This window comes from Escherichia sp. E4930 (assembly GCF_005845405.1).
Classification (GTDB): Bacteria; Pseudomonadota; Gammaproteobacteria; order Enterobacterales; family Enterobacteriaceae; genus Escherichia.
On sequence record NZ_VCDZ01000007.1, the window covers coordinates 18,621 to 36,991 of the forward strand.

Consider the following 18,371-nt stretch of genomic DNA (forward strand, 5'->3'; position numbering starts at 1 on the left):
CTTCCTCATTAATCTCCTTTCAGGCAGCTCGCGTACTGGTTAGCTAATTGATTCAGGAATTCTGAATAGCTTGTTTTGCCCAGTTTGATATTCGTCCCAAGGGGATCCAACGTTCCCATACGAACGGATGTCCCTCGTGCGACGCTTTCAACGACCGCAGGCCTGAACTGTGGCTCAGCAAAAACGCAGGTTGCTTTTTGCTCAACCAACTGTGTTCTTATTTGATGTAAACGCTGCGCGCCAGGTTGAATCTCAGGGTTTACGGTAAAGTGACCAAGCGGTGTCAGTCCGAATTGTTTTTCGAAGTAGCCGTAAGCATCATGAAAAACGAAATAACCTTTTCCCTTGAGCGGCGCGAGCTCGTTACCAACCTGTTTCCTACTTGAAGCTAATTGTGCCTCAAATTCCATCAGGTTGGCGTCAAGTTTGGCTCGACTTTGCGGCATAAGTTCCACTAATTTCCCATGGATTGCAACCGCTGTAGCCCGCGCTATCTCTGGGGAAAGCCAAACGTGCATGTTGAAATCGCCGTGATGGTGATCTTCGTCACTTTTTTCCGCATGGTCATGATCATCATCAGCGTCGTGAATGCTTTTCATCAGCAGCGGTTTTACACTCTCAAGCTGCGCAATGGTTACCTGCTTCGCCTCGGGTAATTTACTCACGGGCTTTTGCATAAACGCTTCCATTTCCGGTCCAACCCAGACAACTAAGTCCGCGTTCTGTAAGCGTTTTACATCAGATGGACGCAGTGAATAATCATGTTCAGAGGCCCCATCAGGAAGTAACACCTCCGTCTCTGTTACCCCATCAGCAATAGCGGAAGCAATGAATCCAACAGGTTTAAGCGAAGCGACAACGGCAGCTTCTGCTACCTGAGTTGCACTGCCCCAGAGAGCAGCAGATAATGCTGCGAAAAGAAGCGTTTTTTTATGTAACATAATGCGACCAATCATCGTAATGAATATAAGAAGTGTGATATTATAACATTTCATGACTACTGCAAGACTAAAATTAACATGACAAGTCTGGTTTCCCTGGAAAATGTCTCGGTTTCATTTGGCCAACGCCGCGTCCTCTCTGATGTGTCGCTGGAACTCAAGCCTGGTAAAATTTTGACCTTACTTGGGCCGAACGGCGCAGGTAAGTCGACATTGGTTCGGGTTGTACTCGGGCTGGTAACACCAGATGAAGGAGTTATCAAGCGCCACGGAAAACTGCGCATTGGTTATGTGCCGCAGAAGCTGTATCTCGACACCACGTTGCCACTGACCGTAAACCGTTTTTTACGCTTACGCCCCAGAACACATAAGGAAGATATTCTGCCTGCACTAAAACGCGTTCAGGCTGGGCATCTTATTGACGCGCCAATGCAAAAGCTCTCTGGCGGTGAAACGCAGCGTGTACTACTAGCGCGCGCATTGTTAAATCAACCCCAGTTATTAGTTCTGGACGAACCCACCCAGGGCGTGGATGTGAATGGTCAGGTGGCGTTATATGACCTTATTGACCAGTTACGTCGCGAACTGGACTGTGGCGTTTTAATGGTGTCTCACGATCTGCATCTGGTAATGGCAAAAACCGATGAAGTACTTTGCCTTAACCATCACATCTGTTGTTCTGGCACACCAGAAGTCGTTTCCCTGCATCCGGAATTTATTTCGATGTTCGGGCCTCGCGGAGCTGAACAGCTGGGTATTTATCGCCATCATCATAATCACCGCCACGATTTACAGGGGCGAATTGTTCTGCGTCGGGGAAGTGATCGCTCATGATTGAATTATTATTTCCCGGTTGGTTAGCCGGGATTATGCTGGCCTGTGCCGCAGGTCCTTTGGGTTCTTTTGTTGTCTGGCGTCGTATGTCTTATTTCGGCGATACGCTGGCCCATGCGTCTTTACTTGGAGTGGCGTTTGGTCTGTTGCTGGACGTGAATCCCTTCTATGCAGTGATTGCCGTTACGCTGCTGCTGGCGGGCGGTCTGGTATGGCTGGAGAAGCGTCCACAGCTGGCGATCGATACGTTATTGGGAATTATGGCGCACAGTGCCTTGTCGCTGGGCCTGGTCGTTGTCAGTCTGATGTCTAACATTCGCGTTGACTTGATGGCATACCTGTTCGGTGATTTGCTGGCAGTGACGCCGGAAGATCTCATCTCCATCGCCATTGGCGTGGTCATTGTGGTGGCAATTCTGTTCTGGCAATGGCGTAATTTACTGTCGATGACCATTAGCCCGGACCTGGCATTTGTCGATGGCGTGAAATTACAGCGCGTGAAATTGCTGTTGATGCTGGTAACAGCATTGACGATTGGTGTGGCAATGAAATTTGTCGGGGCGTTGATTATTACCTCGCTGCTGATCATTCCGGCTGCTACCGCACGTCGTTTTGCCCGCACGCCGGAACAGATGGCAGGTGTCGCCGTTTTAGTGGGGATGATTGCTGTAACTGGCGGTTTAACTTTTTCAGCGTTTTACGATACGCCTGCGGGTCCGTCAGTGGTGCTGTGCGCTGCGCTGTTGTTTATTTTGAGTATGATGAAAAAACAGGCCAGCTAATTTGTACCTAAACACAATTGTCGGATAAGACGCGAACGACGTCGCATCAAGCACATTGCCAGTGTCGGATGCGGCGCGAGCGCCTTATCCGACCTACGGTTCGCTATATCAGGTAGGCCTGATAAGACGCGAACGACGTCGCATCAGGCATATTGCCAATGTCGGATGCGGCGTGAACGCCTTATCCGACTTACGGCTCTATACCTGGTAGGCCTGATAAGACGCGAACAGCGTCGCATCAGGCACACTGCCAATGTCGGATGCGGCGCGAGCAACCGAACCGACTTACGGCATTTCTGGCGGCGTAATTCCAAAGTGGTTCCACGCCCGCACTGTCGCCATACGCCCGCGCGGTGTACGCTGCAAAAAGCCTTGTTGAATCAGATAAGGCTCCAGCACATCCTCAATGGTTTCACGTTCTTCGCCAATAGCCGCCGCCAGGTTATCCAGACCTACAGGCCCACCAAAGAATTTATCGATTACCGCCAGCAACAATTTGCGGTCCATATAATCGAAACCCTCGGCATCGACATTCAGCATATCCAGCGCCTGGGCGGCGATATCTGCCGAGATGGTGCCATCGTGCTTCACTTCGGCGAAATCACGCACTCGACGCAGCAGGCGGTTGGCAATACGTGGCGTACCACGCGCCCGACGCGCCACTTCCAGCGCGCCGTCATCACTCATCTCAAGCCCCATAAAGCGTGCACTACGACTAACGATATATTGCAGATCCGGCACCTGATAAAACTCCAGACGTTGCACAATACCAAAACGGTCGCGCAACGGTGATGTCAGCGAACCTGCGCGCGTGGTTGCGCCAATCAGTGTAAACGGGGGCAAATCAATTTTAATGGAGCGTGCAGCCGGACCTTCACCAATCATGATATCTAACTGGTAGTCTTCCATTGCCGGATACAACACCTCTTCCACCACTGGTGAAAGACGGTGGATCTCATCAATAAACAGCACGTCATGCGGTTCAAGGTTAGTGAGCATTGCTGCCAGATCGCCCGCCTTTTCCAGCACCGGACCGGAAGTCGTGCGTAAATTAACGCCCATTTCATTGGCGACAATATTAGCAAGCGTGGTTTTACCTAAACCCGGAGGGCCAAAAATCAACAGATGATCGAGGGCGTCGCCGCGCAGTTTCGCTGCTTTGATGAAAATCTCCATCTGTGAACGAACCTGCGGCTGACCAACATACTCTTCCAGTAATTTGGGGCGAATGGCGCGATCTGCTACATCTTCCGGCAAAGTCGTACCGGCAGAAATCAGACGGTCTGCTTCAATCATCCTTTACCTCATAACGCGGCGCGTAGGGCTTCGCGAATTAATGTTTCACTGCTGGCGTCAGGGCGAGCGATTTTGCTCACCATGCGGCTGGCTTCTTGTGGTTTATAGCCCAGCGCCACCAGCGCAGCAACCGCTTCCTGTTCAGCATCATCGGTTGCCGGGCTGGCAGGCGACGTGAGCACCAGATCGGCGGCTGGCGTAAAGAGATCGCCGTGCAAACCTTTAAATCGGTCTTTCATTTCGACAATTAAACGCTCGGCGGTTTTTTTACCAATGCCCGGCAGTTTCACCAGTGCTCCCACTTCTTCACGTTCAACGGCATTAACGAACTGCTGCGCTGACATTCCGGAGAGGATCGCCAGCGCCAACTTCGGGCCGACGCCGTTGGTTTTGATCAACTCTTTAAACAACGTGCGCTCTTGCTTATTGTTAAAGCCGTACAGCAGCTGCGCGTCTTCACGCACCACAAAGTGGGTGAAAACGATCGCTTCCTGTCCCGCTTCAGGGAGTTCATAAAAACAGGTCATCGGCATATGCACTTCATAGCCTACGCCGCCCACTTCAATTAACACCAGCGGGGGTTGTTTTTCCAGAATGATGCCTCTCAGCCTGCCTATCACATGACGCTCCTGCGTAACGAATCAAAGATAATGCTGTATGATAAAAAAATGCTGGATAGATATCCAGCGAAGGATGAAGAAAACTTGCGAGGCGTCCCGATGTTCTGAAAAATGGCACAGTATAATTTATTCTACAAGTTATATTGGAAGCAAATATTTTAATATTACATATTCAGTGAGTTAATGCGTAAAAAAATATACATTTCGACTCCTGAAAAATAAACTTTTTTATGTTATTACGTGTATTCATATTTATTTCAATGGAATGACAACGTGAATATTAATTACCCTGCTGAATATGAAATTGGTGATATCGTCTTTACATGTATAGGTGCTGCCTTATTTGGTCAAATATCAGCAGCATCAAATTGCTGGAGTAATCACGTCGGGATCATTATCGGTCATAACGGTGAAGACTTCCTGGTTGCAGAAAGCCGTGTTCCCCTCTCAACCATCACTACTCTATCCCGTTTTATTAAACGTTCTTCTAACCAACGCTATGCTATAAAGCGATTAGACGCAGGGCTAACAGAACAACAAAAACAACGAATTGTTGAACAGGTTCCCTCCCGGCTACGCAAACTCTACCACACCGGTTTTAAATACGAATCTTCACGCCAGTTCTGTTCAAAATTTGTCTTTGATATTTATAAAGAGGCGCTATGTATTCCGGTTGGCGAAATAGAGACATTTGGAGAATTGTTAAATAGCAATCCGAATGCAAAACTCACTTTCTGGAAATTCTGGTTCTTAGGTTCTATTCCGTGGGATCGTAAAACGGTTACGCCAGCGAGTTTGTGGCATCATCCGAGTCTAATGTTGATTCATGCGGAGGGAGTAGAAACGCCTCAGCCTGAACTGACTGAAGCGTGATAATTTAGCGCAGTCGCCCTCTCGCCAGGTTCAGCCGCGATTCGCTCATCTGCATCGCATTCTGGCTGACATGGCAGTGGGTGATGGCAATCGCCAGCGCATCGGCGGCATCCGCCTGTGGATTAGCAGGTAATTTCAGCAAGGTACGCACCATATGCTGCACCTGGCTTTTTTCGGCGCTACCAATGCCCACCACTGTTTGCTTCACCTGACGCGCAGCATATTCAAACACCGGCAATTCCTGATTCACCGCTGCCACAATCGCCACGCCTCGTGCCTGCCCCAGTTTCAGGGCAGAGTCAGCGTTCTTCGCCATAAAGACTTGTTCGATTGCGAAATAATCGGGCTGGAACTGGGTGATGATTTCCGTCACGCCCGCATAGATCAGTTTCAGACGAGACGGTAAATCATCCACTTTGGTGCGTATGCATCCGCTACCCAGGTAGGACAGTTGCCTACCTACCTGGCGGATGACGCCGTAGCCGGTCACGCGCGAACCCGGGTCAATACCGAGAATAATAGACATCACGCGTCTCCGTTTTGTTGTTTAGCCGGCCTCATCAGAGGGTCGCTGCAACCTCATCAGAGATCTCACCGTTATGGTAAACTTCCTGCACGTCGTCACAATCTTCCAGCATATCGATCAGACGCATCAGTTTCGGTGCAGTTTCTGCATCCATATCGGCTTTGGTTGACGGGATCATGGAAACTTCTGCGCTGTCTGCTTTCAGACCTGCCGCTTCCAGAGCGTCGCGTACTTTACCCATCTCTTCCCATGCAGTGTAGACGTCGATTGCGCCGTCATCATAGGTCACAACGTCTTCAGCACCTGCTTCCAGTGCTGCTTCCATGATGGTGTCTTCGTCGCCTTTCTCGAAGGAGATCACGCCTTTTTTGCTGAACAGATAAGCTACGGAACCGTCAGTGCCGAGGTTACCGCCACATTTGCTGAATGCGTGACGCACTTCAGCAACGGTACGGTTGCGGTTGTCAGACAGACATTCAATCATGATTGCCGTGCCGCCAGGACCGTAACCTTCGTAGATGATGGTTTCCATGTTTGCATCATCATCACCGCCCACACCACGTGCAATTGCGCGGTTCAGGGTGTCACGGGTCATGTTGTTAGACAGTGCTTTATCAATTGCTGCACGCAGACGCGGGTTAGCGTCCGGATCGCCACCGCCCAGCTTAGCCGCGGTTACCAGCTCACGAATGATTTTAGTGAAGATTTTACCGCGCTTAGCATCCTGCGCAGCTTTACGATGTCTGGTGTTGGCCCATTTACTATGACCTGCCATAAAAATATCTCCAGATAGCCCTGCCTGTTCAGGCAGCGTTAATAACAAACTGTTCAATCGCCTGCCGGTTGCTCCATGACTTAGTGAGCGCCGCCGCAGCAGGCGCATCAAGCCACTTGTAAGCCAGATGTTCAGTGAAAACAATCTGGCGCTCGTGCGGGAGCGCAAGACAGAACCATGATTCTGTATTACGCGTCACGCCCGGCGCATAGCGATGACGTAAATGTGAAAAAATTTCAAACTCTACCGTGCGCTGACAGTCAATTAAGGTCAGTTGTTCAGCGACAACATCGATGGTGACCTCTTCCTTTACTTCGCGCATGGCAGCTTGCGGCGCGGTTTCACCCTCTTCCACACTGCCGGTTACCGACTGCCAGAAATCGGGATCGTCACGCCGCTGCAACATCAGCACCCGTTTCGTATCTTGTGCATAGATGACCACTAAGATCGAAACGGGACGCTTATACACTTTATCCTTCACGCTGCCTCTTCGTTGACTGCCTTTGCTCATCCCATTCACATAGTTATCTATGCTCATGGGAGTTCACTCAGTTGCCGCCTCGATGCAACGCGAATGATTTCGTGTATTTGAGTCATATCAGTTATTCTCAGCCTTCTTCACAACCTGAATGCTCAGCTCAGCCAGTGCAGTCGGGTTAGCAAAGCTCGGTGCTTCAGTCATCAGACACGCTGCCGCCGTGGTTTTCGGGAAGGCGATAACGTCACGGATGTTGTCGGTGCCGGTCAGCAGCATGGTCAGACGGTCAAGACCGAATGCCAGACCTGCGTGCGGCGGAGTACCGTATTTCAGGGCGTCGAGCAGGAAGCCGAATTTCTCACGCTGTTCCTCTTCAGTGATCCCCAGAATGCCAAACACCGTCTGCTGCATATCACCATTATGGATACGCACTGAACCACCGCCCACTTCGTAACCATTGATGACCATATCGTAAGCGTTCGCCACCGCATTTTCCGGTGCAGCTTTCAGCTCTGCCGCCGTCATGTCTTTCGGCGCGGTGAACGGATGGTGCATTGCCGTCAGGCGCCTTCACCGTCGTCTTCAAACATCGGGAAGTCGATAACCCACAGCGGCGCCCATTTGCTTTCGTCGGTCAGGCCAAGGTCTTTACCCACTTTCAAACGCAGTGCGCCCATCGCGTCGGCAACAATTTTCTTGTTGTCGGCACCGAAGAAAATCATATCGCCATCTTGCGCGGCAGTACGATCCAGGATGGCTTCGATGATTTCCGCATTAAGGAACTTCGCTACCGGGCTGTTGATACCTTCCAGACCTTTCGCGCGTTCGTTAACTTTGATGTAAGCCAGACCTTTCGCGCCATAGATTTTAACGAAGTTACCGTATTCGTCGATCTGCTTACGGGTCAGCGATGCGCCACCCGGAACACGCAGAGCGGCAACACGGCCTTTCGGATCGTTCGCCGGACCCGCAAATACCGCGAATTCAACGGATTTCAGCAGATCGGCAACGTCGGTCAGTTCCATCGGGTTACGCAGGTCCGGTTTGTCGGAGCCGTAACGGCGTTCAGCTTCCGCAAAGGTCATTACCGGGAAATCGCCCAGATCAATGCCCTTCACTTCCAGCCACAAATGACGCACCAGCGCTTCCATCACTTCACGCACTTGCGGCGCGGTCATGAAAGAGGTTTCCACATCGATCTGAGTAAATTCAGGCTGACGATCAGCGCGCAGGTCTTCGTCACGGAAGCATTTAACGATCTGATAGTAGCGGTCAAAACCGGACATCATCAGCAGCTGTTTGAACAACTGCGGGGATTGCGGCAGCGCGTAGAATTTACCTTTGTGCACACGAGAAGGCACCAGGTAGTCACGCGCGCCTTCCGGCGTGGCTTTAGTCAGCATCGGAGTTTCGATGTCGAGGAAGCCGTGGTCGTCCATAAAACGACGCACCAGGCTGGTGATTTTCGCACGGGTTTTCAGACGCTGAGCCATTTCCGGACGACGCAGGTCGAGGTAGCGGTACTTCAGGCGCGCTTCTTCGGTGTTGACGTGGTTGGAGTCAAGTGGCAGAACGTCTGCGCGGTTGATGATGGTCAGCGAGGAAGCCAGCACTTCGATTTCGCCAGTCGCCATATCGCGGTTGATATTTTTTTCGTCACGCGCACGTACGGTGCCCGTGACCTGAATGCAGAACTCATTACGCAGTTCAGAGGCCAGCTTTAACGCGTCCGCACGATCCGGATCGAAAAATACCTGCACGATACCTTCGCGGTCGCGCATATCGATAAAGATCAAGCTACCAAGATCACGACGACGGTTGACCCAACCACACAGAGTCACCTGCTGCCCCACGTGGGACAAACGGAGCTGTCCACAATATTCTGTACGCATGAGATATCCCTTAACTTAGCTGCTGGCGGATGTCCCCTGCTGTGCAGGTGACCTGAGTCGCAGCGTTAGCTGTATGTCACAACTGAATGAAAAAAGGCGGCTATTATACTGGAAATTCTGCCGCACCGTAAGAGCCTGGCCCGCGCTGGAACGCCTCGTTACCACTTTATGTCGGGCCTGGATTCAGACTCTACGCCAGTTTGCTATAAAGGTGTTGCCCGAACTCATAAAAATTAACAAAATTTGTCGTTCCGCCATCGGCTAATCGCATTAAGGTGAGAGGCACTATTTTGTTTTATCTGGAGTGATCATGCTTGAACTTAATGCCAAATCCACAGCGCTAGTGGTGATTGATTTACAGGAAGGCATCTTGCCTTTTGCCGGTGGTCCGCATACTGCCGAAGACGTGGTAAATCGCGCCGGGAAGCTGGCGGCGAAATTTCGCGCGAGCGGTCAGCCCGTGTTTCTGGTGCGTGTTGGCTGGTCTGCCGATTACGCCGAAGCATTAAAACAGCCGGTTGATGCCCCCTCTCCCGCTAAAGTGTTGCCCGAAAATTGGTGGCAACATCCTGCTGCATTAGGTACAACCGACAGCGATATCGAAATCATCAAACGTCAATGGGGTGCGTTTTACGGTACGGATCTGGAGTTGCAATTACGCCGCCGAGGTATCGATACAATAGTGTTATGTGGGATCTCGACCAATATCGGCGTTGAGTCCACCGCCCGCAATGCCTGGGAACTCGGTTTTAATCTGGTGATTGCCGAAGATGCCTGTAGCGCCGCCAGTGCCGAGCAGCACAATAACAGCATCAACCATATCTATCCACGCATCGCCCGTGTGCGCAGTGTGGAAGAGATCCTCAACGCGTTATGATTTACATCGGTCTACCGCAATGGTCGCATCCTAAATGGGTGCGGTTGGGGATAACCAGCCTGGAAGAGTATGCCCGCTACTTTAATTGCGTGGAGGGCAACACCACGCTATACGCCCTGCCGAAACCCGAGGTAGTCCTGCGCTGGCGGGAGCAGACCACAGATGACTTCCGCTTCTGTTTTAAGTTTCCGGCGACCATTTCGCATCAGGCAGCGTTGCGTCATTGCGATGATTTAACCAGTGAATTTTTGACCCGTATGTCACCGCTGGCTCCGCGCATTGGGCAATACTGGCTGCAACTGCCTGCCACCTTCGGCCCACAGGATTTGCCTGCGCTTTGGCATTTTCTCGATTCTCTTCCCGGCGAATTTAATTATGGTGTGGAAGTGCGTCATCCGCAGTTTTTCGCCAAAGGGGAAGAAGAACAAACGCTTAATCGCGGTTTACATCAGCGCGGCGTTAATCGGGTAATTTTAGACAGCCGCCCGGTTCATGCAGCACGTCCGCATAATGAAGCCATACGCGACGCTCAACGGAAGAAACCGAAGGTTCCGGTACATGCCGTACTAACGGCGACAAATCCGCTGATCCGTTTTATCGGCAGCGATGATATGGCGCAAAACAGGGAATTATTTCAGGTCTGGTTACAAAAATTAGCGCAGTGGCAGCAGAACACCACGCCTTATCTTTTTCTGCACACGCCAGATATTGCTCAGGCCCCGGAACTGGTACATACACTGTGGGAAGACTTACGTAAAATGCTTCCAGAGATCGGAGCAGTCCCGGCTATTCCACAGCAATCTTCTCTTTTCTGAATTTGCCACCTATCATAGACAAGTGCCATCGGCCATTTTAAAGGGAGTTTGTATGGTAAGCGCGCTGTATGCCGTTTTAAGTGCGTTGTTATTAATGAAGTTCTCTTTTGATGTTGTTCGCCTGCGAATGCAGTATCGCGTTGCCTATGGCGACGGCGGTTTTAGCGAACTACAAAGTGCTATTCGTATTCATGGCAATGCGGTGGAATATATTCCTATCGCGATTGTATTGATGCTATTTATGGAAATGAATGGTGCTGAAACCTGGATGGTGCATATTTGCGGCCTCGTTTTGCTCGCTGGTCGTCTGATGCATTATTACGGTTTCCATCACCGTCTGTTTCGCTGGCGACGTTCTGGTATGAGCGCCACCTGGTGTGCGCTATTGCTGATGGTGCTGGCGAATCTTTGGTATATGCCCTGGGAGTTGGTTTTCTCCCTGCGTTAGCGCACAATACGCCACTTTCTTTTTCCCGGATTTTTACGTTATGTCTCACCGCGACACGCTATTTTCTGCTCCTATCGCCAGACTGGGCGACTGGACCTTTGATGAACGGGTAGCTGAAGTCTTCCCGGATATGATCCAACGTTCCGTTCCCGGCTACTCCAATATTATTTCCATGATTGGTATGTTAGCTGAACGCTTCGTTCAACCGGGTACGCAGATTTACGATCTGGGCTGTTCTTTGGGCGCGGCGACGCTCTCAGTGCGTCGCAACATTCATCATGATAATTGTAAAATTATCGCCATCGACAACTCCCCGGCAATGATTGAACGCTGCCGTCGTCATATTGACGCCTATAAAGCGCCTACGCCTGTTGACGTTATTGAAGGTGATATTCGCGATATTGCCATTGAAAACGCGTCGATGGTGGTACTGAATTTTACCCTGCAATTCCTGGAACCTTCCGAGCGCCAGGCGTTACTGGATAAAATTTATCAAGGGCTAAACCCGGGCGGCGCGCTGGTGCTTTCGGAAAAATTCAGTTTCGAAGATGCCAAAGTTGGTGAACTGCTGTTCAACATGCACCACGATTTTAAACGTGCCAACGGTTACAGCGAGCTGGAAATCAGCCAGAAGCGCAGCATGCTGGAAAACGTGATGCTGACCGATTCCGTGGAAACCCACAAGGCACGCCTGCATAAAGCCGGTTTTGAGCATAGCGAGCTGTGGTTCCAGTGCTTTAATTTTGGTTCACTGGTGGCATTAAAAGCAGAGGACACTGCATGATCGACTTTGGTAACTTTTATTCTCTGATTGCCAAAAATCATCTTTCACACTGGCTGGAAACCCTGCCCGCGCAGATTGCCAGCTGGCAGCGCGAACAGCAGCACGGTCTGTTTAAACAGTGGTCCAATGCGGTGGAATTTCTGCCTGAAATTAAACCGTATCGTCTTGATTTACTGCATAGCGTGACGGCAGAAAGCGAAGAGCCACTGAGCGCCGGGCAGATTAAACGCATTGAAACGCTGATGCGTAACCTGATGCCGTGGCGCAAAGGGCCGTTCTCACTGTATGGCGTCAACATCGATACCGAGTGGCGTTCCGACTGGAAATGGGATCGTGTTCTGCCCCATCTTTCTGATTTAACCGGGCGCACCATTCTTGATGTCGGCTGCGGCAGCGGCTATCACATGTGGCGCATGATTGGCGCAGGCGCACACCTTGCGGTGGGTATCGACCCTACGCAACTCTTCCTCTGCCAGTTTGAAGCAGTGCGTAAACTGTTAGGTAACGACCAACGGGCGCATCTGCTGCCGTTAGGGATTGAACAACTTCCGGCACTGAAAGCCTTTGATACCGTCTTTTCGATGGGCGTGCTTTATCATCGTCGTTCACCGCTGGAGCATCTCTGGCAGTTGAAAGATCAACTGGTGAATGAGGGTGAACTGGTGCTTGAAACGCTGGTTATTGATGGCGACGAAAACACGGTGCTGGTACCAGGCGATCGTTACGCACAAATGCGTAATGTTTATTTCATCCCTTCCGCGCTGGCGCTGAAAAATTGGCTGAAGAAGTGTGGTTTTGTTGATATTCGCATTGCGGATGTGAGCGTCACCACTACAGAAGAGCAGCGTCGTACCGAGTGGATGGTCACCGAATCGCTGGCAGATTTTCTTGATTCACATGATCCGGGTAAAACGGTGGAAGGTTATCCTGCGCCTAAACGCGCGGTACTGATTGCGCGCAAGCCGTAAAGGTCTGGTATTACTGCCGGATGCGGCGTGAACGCCTTATCCGGCCTACAAAACCTTGTTAATTCAATACATTGCAGGGACTATGTAGGCCTGATAAGCATAGCGCATCAGGCAGTTTTGCGTTTGCATAACCTCAGCGCCCGTTTCCGGGCGCTATTCACTTCTTATGCCTGAATAGCTGGCTGATCAAACGCCGTTAACTTCGGCGCATTGCCCGTATATTTTTCGATATACACCAGCGCAGAGTTACCGGCACAGGCATTCGCCAGCTGCGAGCTGGGGATATCAGCCGTTAACACGTTCGCACTGCCGTTTTTACACAAACCATTTTCCAGATCCGGCCATGCACCTTCATGCACGCATACCACGCCTTTTTTGATCCCGTCAGTCACCACAGCGCCTGTCAGGATCTGACCACGTTTATTCCAGACACGGACCAGATCGCCATTCTCAATACCAAAGCGAGCAGCATCTTCGGTGTGAATTGTGATCGGCTCACGATCGGCAACCGCATATTTTTTACGCAGCTCCGCATAGTTAAGCTGACTGTGTAGACGATGTGCCGGATGCGCGGTCAGAAGCTGCAACTGCTTCTCGTCGGCGGTACCTTTCCACTCATCAGGAGCCAGCCAGGTCGGGTGTGCCGGGCAATCCTTATAGCCAAATTTTTCCAGCGTTTTTGAATAGATTTCAATTTTACCGCTTGGCGTACCCAGCGCATTTTTCACCGGATCGGCGCGGAAATCACCATAGCGAACATATTGCTCGTTCTTCTCGCTGCGGCGCATTTCAAGCAGTTTATTTTGCTGCCAGAAGGCATTAAACATTGGCATAGTCACGCGTTGCGCACGCGCACCTTTCTGAGCGGCATCATAGAAAAATTTCAGCCACGCCATTTCATCTTTACCTTCGGTATAGATCTCTTTTCCGCCAGGTTCCAGTAATTCCGCAAGATCGGCAAACACGTCAAAATCGTTACGCGCTTCAAATTGCGGAGCGACAGCTTGCTTCATCGGCACAATATGCTGGTTGCTGTAATCACCGGTCATCGTTAAGTCATTGCGCTCAAACGATGTGGTGATCGGTAATACGATATCTGCATGTTTAGCAGCTGCGGTCCAGTAGCATTCAGAAACGACGATCATCTCCGGTTTCTGCCATGCTTTGATCAGACGATTCGTATCCTGGTGATGGGTAAAGTTACCGCCACCCGCCCACCAGATCATTTTGATATTTGGGTACGTTTGCTCTTTACCGTTATGCTGATATTTGCCGCCAGGATTTTCCAGCGCATCGACAATACGGGCGACCGGAATCGCGGTCATTCCGCCATCATCAGCTTCCTCATTTGCCTGTCCGGCAATCGCCGCAGACATTTCTGGCAGTACGCCGCCAACTCGCGTCGGGTTGCCACCGTTGGAGTAATGATAAGAGAATCCAAAACCGCCGCCCGGTGTACCAATTTGCCCTAACATCGCCGCCAGCGTCACCAGCATCCAGTGTTTCTGTTCACCGTATTGCTGGCGTTGGATCCCCCAACCAGCCATCAGCATCGTGCGATTCGCCGCCATCAGTTCTGCAAGTTTGACAATCTGCGCTTCCGGTACGCCAGTAATTTCTGCCGCCCAGGCCGCGCTCTTCGGCGTATTATCATTCTTGCCGGTCAGATACTCTTCAAACTGCGAATAGCCGGTGGTGTATTTCTCAAGGAAGGCTTTATCGTGCTTACCTTGTGTCATCAGGGTATGCGCGATGCCTAACATCAGCGCCACGTCGGTCCCCATATTCGGTGCAATCCAGGTCGCGTTATCGCCAAAGAACTCGATTGTTTCGGAACGGATAGGGTCGATAGCAATCACTGGTTTGCCCGATTTTTTCAGCTGATGGAAGTATTCCAGCCCTTGCTCATCGGTACTGCTCCAGGCAATTTTTAAGGTATTCAGCGGGTTCATGCCCCACAACACCACCACCTGACTGTTTTCCAGAATCAGCGGCCAGGAAGTCTGCTGTTCATAGACCTCCACAGAACCGACAACGTGCGGCATGATCACCTGTGCCGCCCCGGTTGAATAATCGCCACTATGCCCGGAATATCCCCCCGCCAGATTCATATAACGTTGCAGTAAGGTTTGCGCTTTATGCAACACGCCAGAAGAGCGCCAGCCGTAAGACCCTGCAAAAATGGCCGATGGTCCGTTAGCTTTACGAATGCGATCGTGTTGCTCATGAATCAGTTTTAATGCTTGTTCCCAGCTCACCTGTACATAGGTATCTTCGCCACGACCTTTTGCCGGTTGCAATGGATTGTCGAGATAACTTTTTCTCACCATCGGATGCTGAATACGTGCCGTAGTGTGTACCTGATCCGCCGCCGTAGACTGTAAGGAGTTCGGGACGGTCTTCGCCAGTGCGCCTGTAGAAGAAACAATCTTACCGTCCTTCACTTCTACATTCATCGCTCCCCAACGACCCGCGGTGAAGATTTTTCCGCCCTTCTCTTCTGCCCATGCGGGTAACGGCGTAGCCGATGTCACCACCAGCGCCCCGGCAGCAATACCGCTATGTTTAATAAACTCACGTCTTGTTAATGTCATAACTTCCTCCCTGATCTACGAGGATCACTGTTTTTCGGTAATATCTTTGGCGTTGTACTGGAAGTACCGCGTCAAAATGTCCAGTTCGTTTTCGCTCATGCTGGTTCGCGCCCCCATTCCTTTGGCGATAGAGGGCCAGGCATTGACGGTGTAATGGTCAGCGGCAATAGTCGCATGGCAGCCAGCACAATAGGTGTCATCGAGTTTTTCAGCGTATTGCCATAACGGTTTACGATCCGCTAATACGGGATCGATTAGCGCCCCCTGTAATGACGCCTGACGCCATTGATTACCGTATTCGTCAGCCTGCCATTCCCCGTTTACCGTTAGCGCCTTGATACCTTCATCACTTAATGTGGCTAGCGCCAGACGTTGACCAGCCGCCAGGTAGAGCGTGTTTTCACTGCCCTGCATTTGATAACCCTGCAACAGAACGATCGGCTGTTTGCCACTGGCATCAACGACGGTGAGATCGGTACCAGGATTCACAGTGGCCAGTTCGCCTATGCGGGAAGGTTTGAAAGGATAAATATGTGCGCCATTGGTCACAGAAGTGGCAGCCTGACTTTCCAGTTCATGCGCCGCGTTGTCATCCATTTTTATTTCTGGCGGGAAATGGGCAATTCCTTTATGACAATCAATACACGTTTCACCGTCCTTTTGCGCTTTGTTGTGCATTTTCTGCGCAGCTTCACTTTGCGAGGCAATATCCATCGCATCAAAAGAATGGCAACTACGGCAGGTTGCAGAGTCAGTTGCTTTTAATTCTTTCCATACTGTTTCGGCCATTTCCTGGCGATGAGCTTCGAACTTATCGTCACTGTCTATTTTGCCGCTAACAAATTCATGATAAATATCTTTAGATGCTTTTAATTTAGCAAATAAATAATCCATCCCTGACTTTGGAATATGGCAATCGGCACATTCCGCACGTATCCCTTTCTGGTTCGAAAAGTGGACAGTTCCCTGATATTCCTCAAAAGGTTTACTCATCGAGTGGCAGGAGAGACAAAATGCTGTATCCGACGTTTTATGTAAGGCTTTTTGCGCAAGCAATAACCCGCCGCCACCAACCACAACCGCTATCAGCAGAAAAAATAACCCAATGCGTTTTTTCCCTCGCATAGATTCCTCTAATTAAATTCCAGGACACCGAAGTCATTATATAAATAAATATACAACGAATTGACTGCTTGCTTAATTCGGCACAACACTGCCTGAAATAATCGATAAAGAATATGATTTATTACAATGTAATCATTAATTGCGGAAGAATAACCCAGCCGTTATTTATAATATATATTTGTCAGTTTTAGTAATTTAAATCGCATAATTAATGTGAATATATAAAACATTTTAAGCACCACGCTATGCGCACTGTCACCCGTTCTACACATCACAGCAATCGTTCATTTTTTATACTGCCAGGGAATAAAAAAAGGCCCCTGTTGAAATTGCAGGGGCCTGGTACGAGCAAGCATCATATTGGGCGACATGATGCAACGGTAAAAATCATTTGGCCTGATGGCGTTCAATGATTCCTTTCATTTCAGCAACCGCCGCCCCGTCTACGACATAACGCGAATACTCGTCCGCGTGTGCATCTGATGACATGGACAATCCTTGATTACGATAACGCATCGGTGAGGCTTGCCACGCTCCCGCGGAGCTATGGACTTCCAGCACTCCGGCATCGAGGAAGTGGTGCAGGTTTTCTGCACGGACTCCTGCTCCGGCCATGATGATTGGAGTATCACCATAGGCAATAAGTTCCATAATTTTTGATAAACCTTGCAGAGCGTCTGATTTTTGCCCGGAAGTCAGTACCCGGGCAATGCCCAATTGCGCAAGATTATTCAGTGTATTTAATGGGTTAGCACACATATCGAAGGCACGATGAAAAGTAACGGCCAACGGACCGGCAGCAGACATTATTTTTTCCATTCGTGGCATATCGACATTACCGTCAACATCGAGAACGCCCGTCACCAGTCCCGGAAAGCCTAATTCGCGGACAGTACGCACATCCTCAAGAATGGCGGCAAACTCGCCGTCGCTGTAGCAAAAATCACCACCGCGCGGGCGGATGATCGGATGCACGGGAATCGTTATCTGCTGACGCACGGATTTAAGCACGCCCAGCGACGGCGTTAAGCCCCCTTCTTTCGGAGCCGCACACAATTCAATTCTGTCAGCGCCATTTTGCTGCGCCGTTAGTGCGCATTCCATGCTGTAACAGCAAATTTCCAGTAATGCCATTTTTGCTCCTTAATTACGCCGACTGCTCGCTGGCGACGATCTCTTCAATGGACCACGGATGAAATTTAATCGTCGTTTTGCCATCGGTGACCGCCAGCGTCGGATTCGGTAATCGCTCATGCTCACCTTTTGGCGAACTGGTTTTAACTGAGATCCCTGGCAGGCTGAGTCCTTCATCAGAAAGCAACGCCAGCGCACGGGCATTCAGCGTTTCTGGTTCGCCCGGCAGAACGATTTCAATATGTTCCCAACCTTCGTGCGGGTAACGTTTTTCCCCGGGCCACGGTAGCTCCACAATGGAAAACTGCCAGTGCGCAACCTGTACCGGTTCATGCAATTTAAACAGACAAATCGGCCTGCCATTGATCATATTTTCTGACAGGAGTTCGCCGCACTGTTCAAACCCGCGACGCCAGCGTTCAGCGGTGGCGTTTTGATGGCAACGCAAAGAAATGTGATCGGCAGTCAGCGGAGTGATATCCAGCCCCAGACGGCGGGAAAGTTCATCTAATGCGTGGGTAAATCGCGGTAAATCCGATGCAATATCCTGCAGCTCGTCGATAGATTGCCAGTTCGCCATAATCACTCTTCGTCTTTCAGTAAAAGCGT

18 protein-coding genes and 1 pseudogene are annotated in these 18,371 nt (G+C 50.5%); 8 read left to right on the forward strand and 11 right to left on the reverse strand.

The window, feature by feature from the left end; translation table 11 throughout:
- Positions 1-8: 8 nt before the first annotated feature.
- Positions 9-941: a zinc ABC transporter substrate-binding protein ZnuA gene (gene znuA / locus FFT88_RS10315; protein ID WP_074399578.1), complete on the reverse strand. Its 933-nt coding sequence runs from the start codon at positions 939-941 to the stop codon at positions 9-11.
- 78 nt (positions 942-1,019) lie between these two features.
- Here znuA and znuC point away from each other — a divergent pair, with 78 nt between their 5' ends.
- Both znuC and znuB read left to right on the forward strand, forming a co-directional pair.
- A complete protein-coding gene (gene znuC, locus FFT88_RS10320; protein ID WP_130208493.1) occupies positions 1,020-1,775 on the forward strand; it encodes a zinc ABC transporter ATP-binding protein ZnuC in 756 nt (251 codons plus the stop codon).
- Positions 1,772-2,557: a zinc ABC transporter permease subunit ZnuB gene (znuB, locus tag FFT88_RS10325; protein ID WP_130208494.1), complete on the forward strand. Its 786-nt coding sequence runs from the start codon at positions 1,772-1,774 to the stop codon at positions 2,555-2,557. The genes znuC and znuB overlap by 4 nt, the downstream gene beginning before the upstream one ends.
- A 285-nt stretch (positions 2,558-2,842) precedes the next feature.
- Here znuB and ruvB read toward each other — a convergent pair whose 3' ends face one another.
- The gene (ruvB, locus tag FFT88_RS10330) at positions 2,843-3,853 is read right to left on the reverse strand and encodes a Holliday junction branch migration DNA helicase RuvB (RefSeq protein WP_000568522.1); all 1,011 of its coding nucleotides are present in this window, start codon (positions 3,851-3,853) and stop codon (positions 2,843-2,845) included.
- 8 nt (positions 3,854-3,861) lie between these two features.
- Positions 3,862-4,473 carry a Holliday junction branch migration protein RuvA gene (gene ruvA / locus FFT88_RS10335; RefSeq protein ID WP_130223547.1) on the reverse strand — a complete coding sequence of 204 codons (612 nt, stop codon included), beginning with the start codon at positions 4,471-4,473 and terminating at the stop codon, positions 3,862-3,864.
- A gap of 273 nt (positions 4,474-4,746) precedes the next feature.
- On the opposite strand from ruvA, the gene FFT88_RS10345 reads away from it, so the two are divergent.
- Positions 4,747-5,346, forward strand: a complete 600-nt coding sequence (locus FFT88_RS10345; RefSeq protein ID WP_130218702.1) for a YebB family permuted papain-like enzyme — start codon at positions 4,747-4,749, stop codon at positions 5,344-5,346.
- A gap of 4 nt (positions 5,347-5,350) precedes the next feature.
- On the opposite strand, the gene ruvC is transcribed toward FFT88_RS10345, so the two are convergent.
- The 4 genes and pseudogenes from ruvC to aspS all read right to left on the reverse strand — a co-directional run bounded on the left by ruvC (position 5,351) and on the right by aspS (position 9,017).
- Complete coding sequence (ruvC, locus tag FFT88_RS10350; RefSeq protein WP_010350951.1) at positions 5,351-5,872, reverse strand: crossover junction endodeoxyribonuclease RuvC; 522 nt, start codon at positions 5,870-5,872, stop codon at positions 5,351-5,353.
- A 34-nt stretch (positions 5,873-5,906) separates the two neighbouring features.
- Entirely contained in the window at positions 5,907-6,647 is a 741-nt protein-coding gene (locus FFT88_RS10355) for a YebC/PmpR family DNA-binding transcriptional regulator (protein WP_000907234.1), read from the reverse strand.
- A gap of 28 nt (positions 6,648-6,675) precedes the next feature.
- Positions 6,676-7,128 carry a dihydroneopterin triphosphate diphosphatase gene (gene nudB, locus FFT88_RS10360; protein ID WP_001300367.1) on the reverse strand — a complete coding sequence of 151 codons (453 nt, stop codon included), beginning with the start codon at positions 7,126-7,128 and terminating at the stop codon, positions 6,676-6,678.
- A 117-nt stretch (positions 7,129-7,245) separates the two neighbouring features.
- Positions 7,246-9,017: pseudogene (gene aspS / locus FFT88_RS10365) on the reverse strand (aspartate--tRNA ligase).
- Positions 9,018-9,327: 310 nt separating this feature from the next.
- On the opposite strand from aspS, the gene FFT88_RS10375 reads away from it, so the two are divergent.
- From FFT88_RS10375 to cmoB, 5 genes are read left to right on the forward strand one after another with little or no spacing between them, the layout of a single operon-like run.
- Positions 9,328-9,894 carry a hydrolase gene (locus FFT88_RS10375; protein WP_135405173.1) on the forward strand — a complete coding sequence of 189 codons (567 nt, stop codon included), beginning with the start codon at positions 9,328-9,330 and terminating at the stop codon, positions 9,892-9,894.
- Positions 9,891-10,709: a DUF72 domain-containing protein gene (locus tag FFT88_RS10380; protein WP_135405171.1), complete on the forward strand. Its 819-nt coding sequence runs from the start codon at positions 9,891-9,893 to the stop codon at positions 10,707-10,709. The genes FFT88_RS10375 and FFT88_RS10380 overlap by 4 nt, the downstream gene beginning before the upstream one ends.
- A gap of 52 nt (positions 10,710-10,761) precedes the next feature.
- Positions 10,762-11,157 (forward strand): MAPEG family protein, encoded by a 396-nt coding sequence (locus tag FFT88_RS10385; RefSeq protein WP_130218694.1) that lies wholly within the window; start codon positions 10,762-10,764, stop codon positions 11,155-11,157.
- Between the two features lie 40 nt (positions 11,158-11,197).
- The gene (gene cmoA, locus FFT88_RS10390; RefSeq protein WP_135405168.1) at positions 11,198-11,941 is read left to right on the forward strand and encodes a carboxy-S-adenosyl-L-methionine synthase CmoA; all 744 of its coding nucleotides are present in this window, start codon (positions 11,198-11,200) and stop codon (positions 11,939-11,941) included.
- Positions 11,938-12,909 carry a tRNA 5-methoxyuridine(34)/uridine 5-oxyacetic acid(34) synthase CmoB gene (cmoB, locus tag FFT88_RS10395; RefSeq protein ID WP_119457715.1) on the forward strand — a complete coding sequence of 324 codons (972 nt, stop codon included), beginning with the start codon at positions 11,938-11,940 and terminating at the stop codon, positions 12,907-12,909. Before cmoA ends, cmoB begins: the two co-directional genes overlap by 4 nt.
- A gap of 164 nt (positions 12,910-13,073) precedes the next feature.
- Here cmoB and torZ read toward each other — a convergent pair whose 3' ends face one another.
- From torZ to FFT88_RS10415, 4 genes are all read right to left on the reverse strand, one after another.
- A complete protein-coding gene (gene torZ, locus FFT88_RS10400) occupies positions 13,074-15,503 on the reverse strand; it encodes a trimethylamine N-oxide reductase TorZ (protein WP_135405166.1) in 2,430 nt (809 codons plus the stop codon).
- Between the two features lie 24 nt (positions 15,504-15,527).
- Positions 15,528-16,628, reverse strand: a complete 1,101-nt coding sequence (locus tag FFT88_RS10405; RefSeq protein WP_135405164.1) for a NapC/NirT family cytochrome c — start codon at positions 16,626-16,628, stop codon at positions 15,528-15,530.
- Between the two features lie 387 nt (positions 16,629-17,015).
- Positions 17,016-17,762 (reverse strand): copper homeostasis protein CutC, encoded by a 747-nt coding sequence (gene cutC / locus FFT88_RS10410; RefSeq protein ID WP_130218688.1) that lies wholly within the window; start codon positions 17,760-17,762, stop codon positions 17,016-17,018.
- A gap of 13 nt (positions 17,763-17,775) precedes the next feature.
- Entirely contained in the window at positions 17,776-18,342 is a 567-nt protein-coding gene (locus FFT88_RS10415) for a VOC family protein (RefSeq protein ID WP_130218686.1), read from the reverse strand.
- Between the last annotated feature and the right edge of the window lie 29 nt (positions 18,343-18,371).

Excerpts from the sequence above, each read along its gene's own strand:
- FFT88_RS10405 (WP_135405164.1), bottom strand. The coding sequence starts at position 16,628 with ATGCGAGGGAAAAAACGCATTGGGTTATTTTTTCTGCTGATAGCGGTT.
- FFT88_RS10375 (WP_135405173.1), top strand. The coding sequence starts at position 9,328 with ATGCTTGAACTTAATGCCAAATCCACAGCGCTAGTGGTGATTGATTTA.
- FFT88_RS10355 (WP_000907234.1), bottom strand. The coding sequence starts at position 6,647 with ATGGCAGGTCATAGTAAATGGGCCAACACCAGACATCGTAAAGCTGCG.
- znuA (WP_074399578.1), bottom strand. The coding sequence starts at position 941 with ATGTTACATAAAAAAACGCTTCTTTTCGCAGCATTATCTGCTGCTCTC.
- cmoB (WP_119457715.1), top strand. The coding sequence starts at position 11,938 with ATGATCGACTTTGGTAACTTTTATTCTCTGATTGCCAAAAATCATCTT.
- ruvC (WP_010350951.1), bottom strand. The coding sequence starts at position 5,872 with ATGTCTATTATTCTCGGTATTGACCCGGGTTCGCGCGTGACCGGCTAC.
- znuB (WP_130208494.1), top strand. The coding sequence starts at position 1,772 with ATGATTGAATTATTATTTCCCGGTTGGTTAGCCGGGATTATGCTGGCC.
- FFT88_RS10380 (WP_135405171.1), top strand. The coding sequence starts at position 9,891 with ATGATTTACATCGGTCTACCGCAATGGTCGCATCCTAAATGGGTGCGG.
- FFT88_RS10385 (WP_130218694.1), top strand. The coding sequence starts at position 10,762 with ATGGTAAGCGCGCTGTATGCCGTTTTAAGTGCGTTGTTATTAATGAAG.
- cutC (WP_130218688.1), bottom strand. The coding sequence starts at position 17,762 with ATGGCATTACTGGAAATTTGCTGTTACAGCATGGAATGCGCACTAACG.
- ruvB (WP_000568522.1), bottom strand. The coding sequence starts at position 3,853 with ATGATTGAAGCAGACCGTCTGATTTCTGCCGGTACGACTTTGCCGGAA.
- FFT88_RS10415 (WP_130218686.1), bottom strand. The coding sequence starts at position 18,342 with ATGGCGAACTGGCAATCTATCGACGAGCTGCAGGATATTGCATCGGAT.
- cmoA (WP_135405168.1), top strand. The coding sequence starts at position 11,198 with ATGTCTCACCGCGACACGCTATTTTCTGCTCCTATCGCCAGACTGGGC.
- znuC (WP_130208493.1), top strand. The coding sequence starts at position 1,020 with ATGACAAGTCTGGTTTCCCTGGAAAATGTCTCGGTTTCATTTGGCCAA.
- torZ (WP_135405166.1), bottom strand. The coding sequence starts at position 15,503 with ATGACATTAACAAGACGTGAGTTTATTAAACATAGCGGTATTGCTGCC.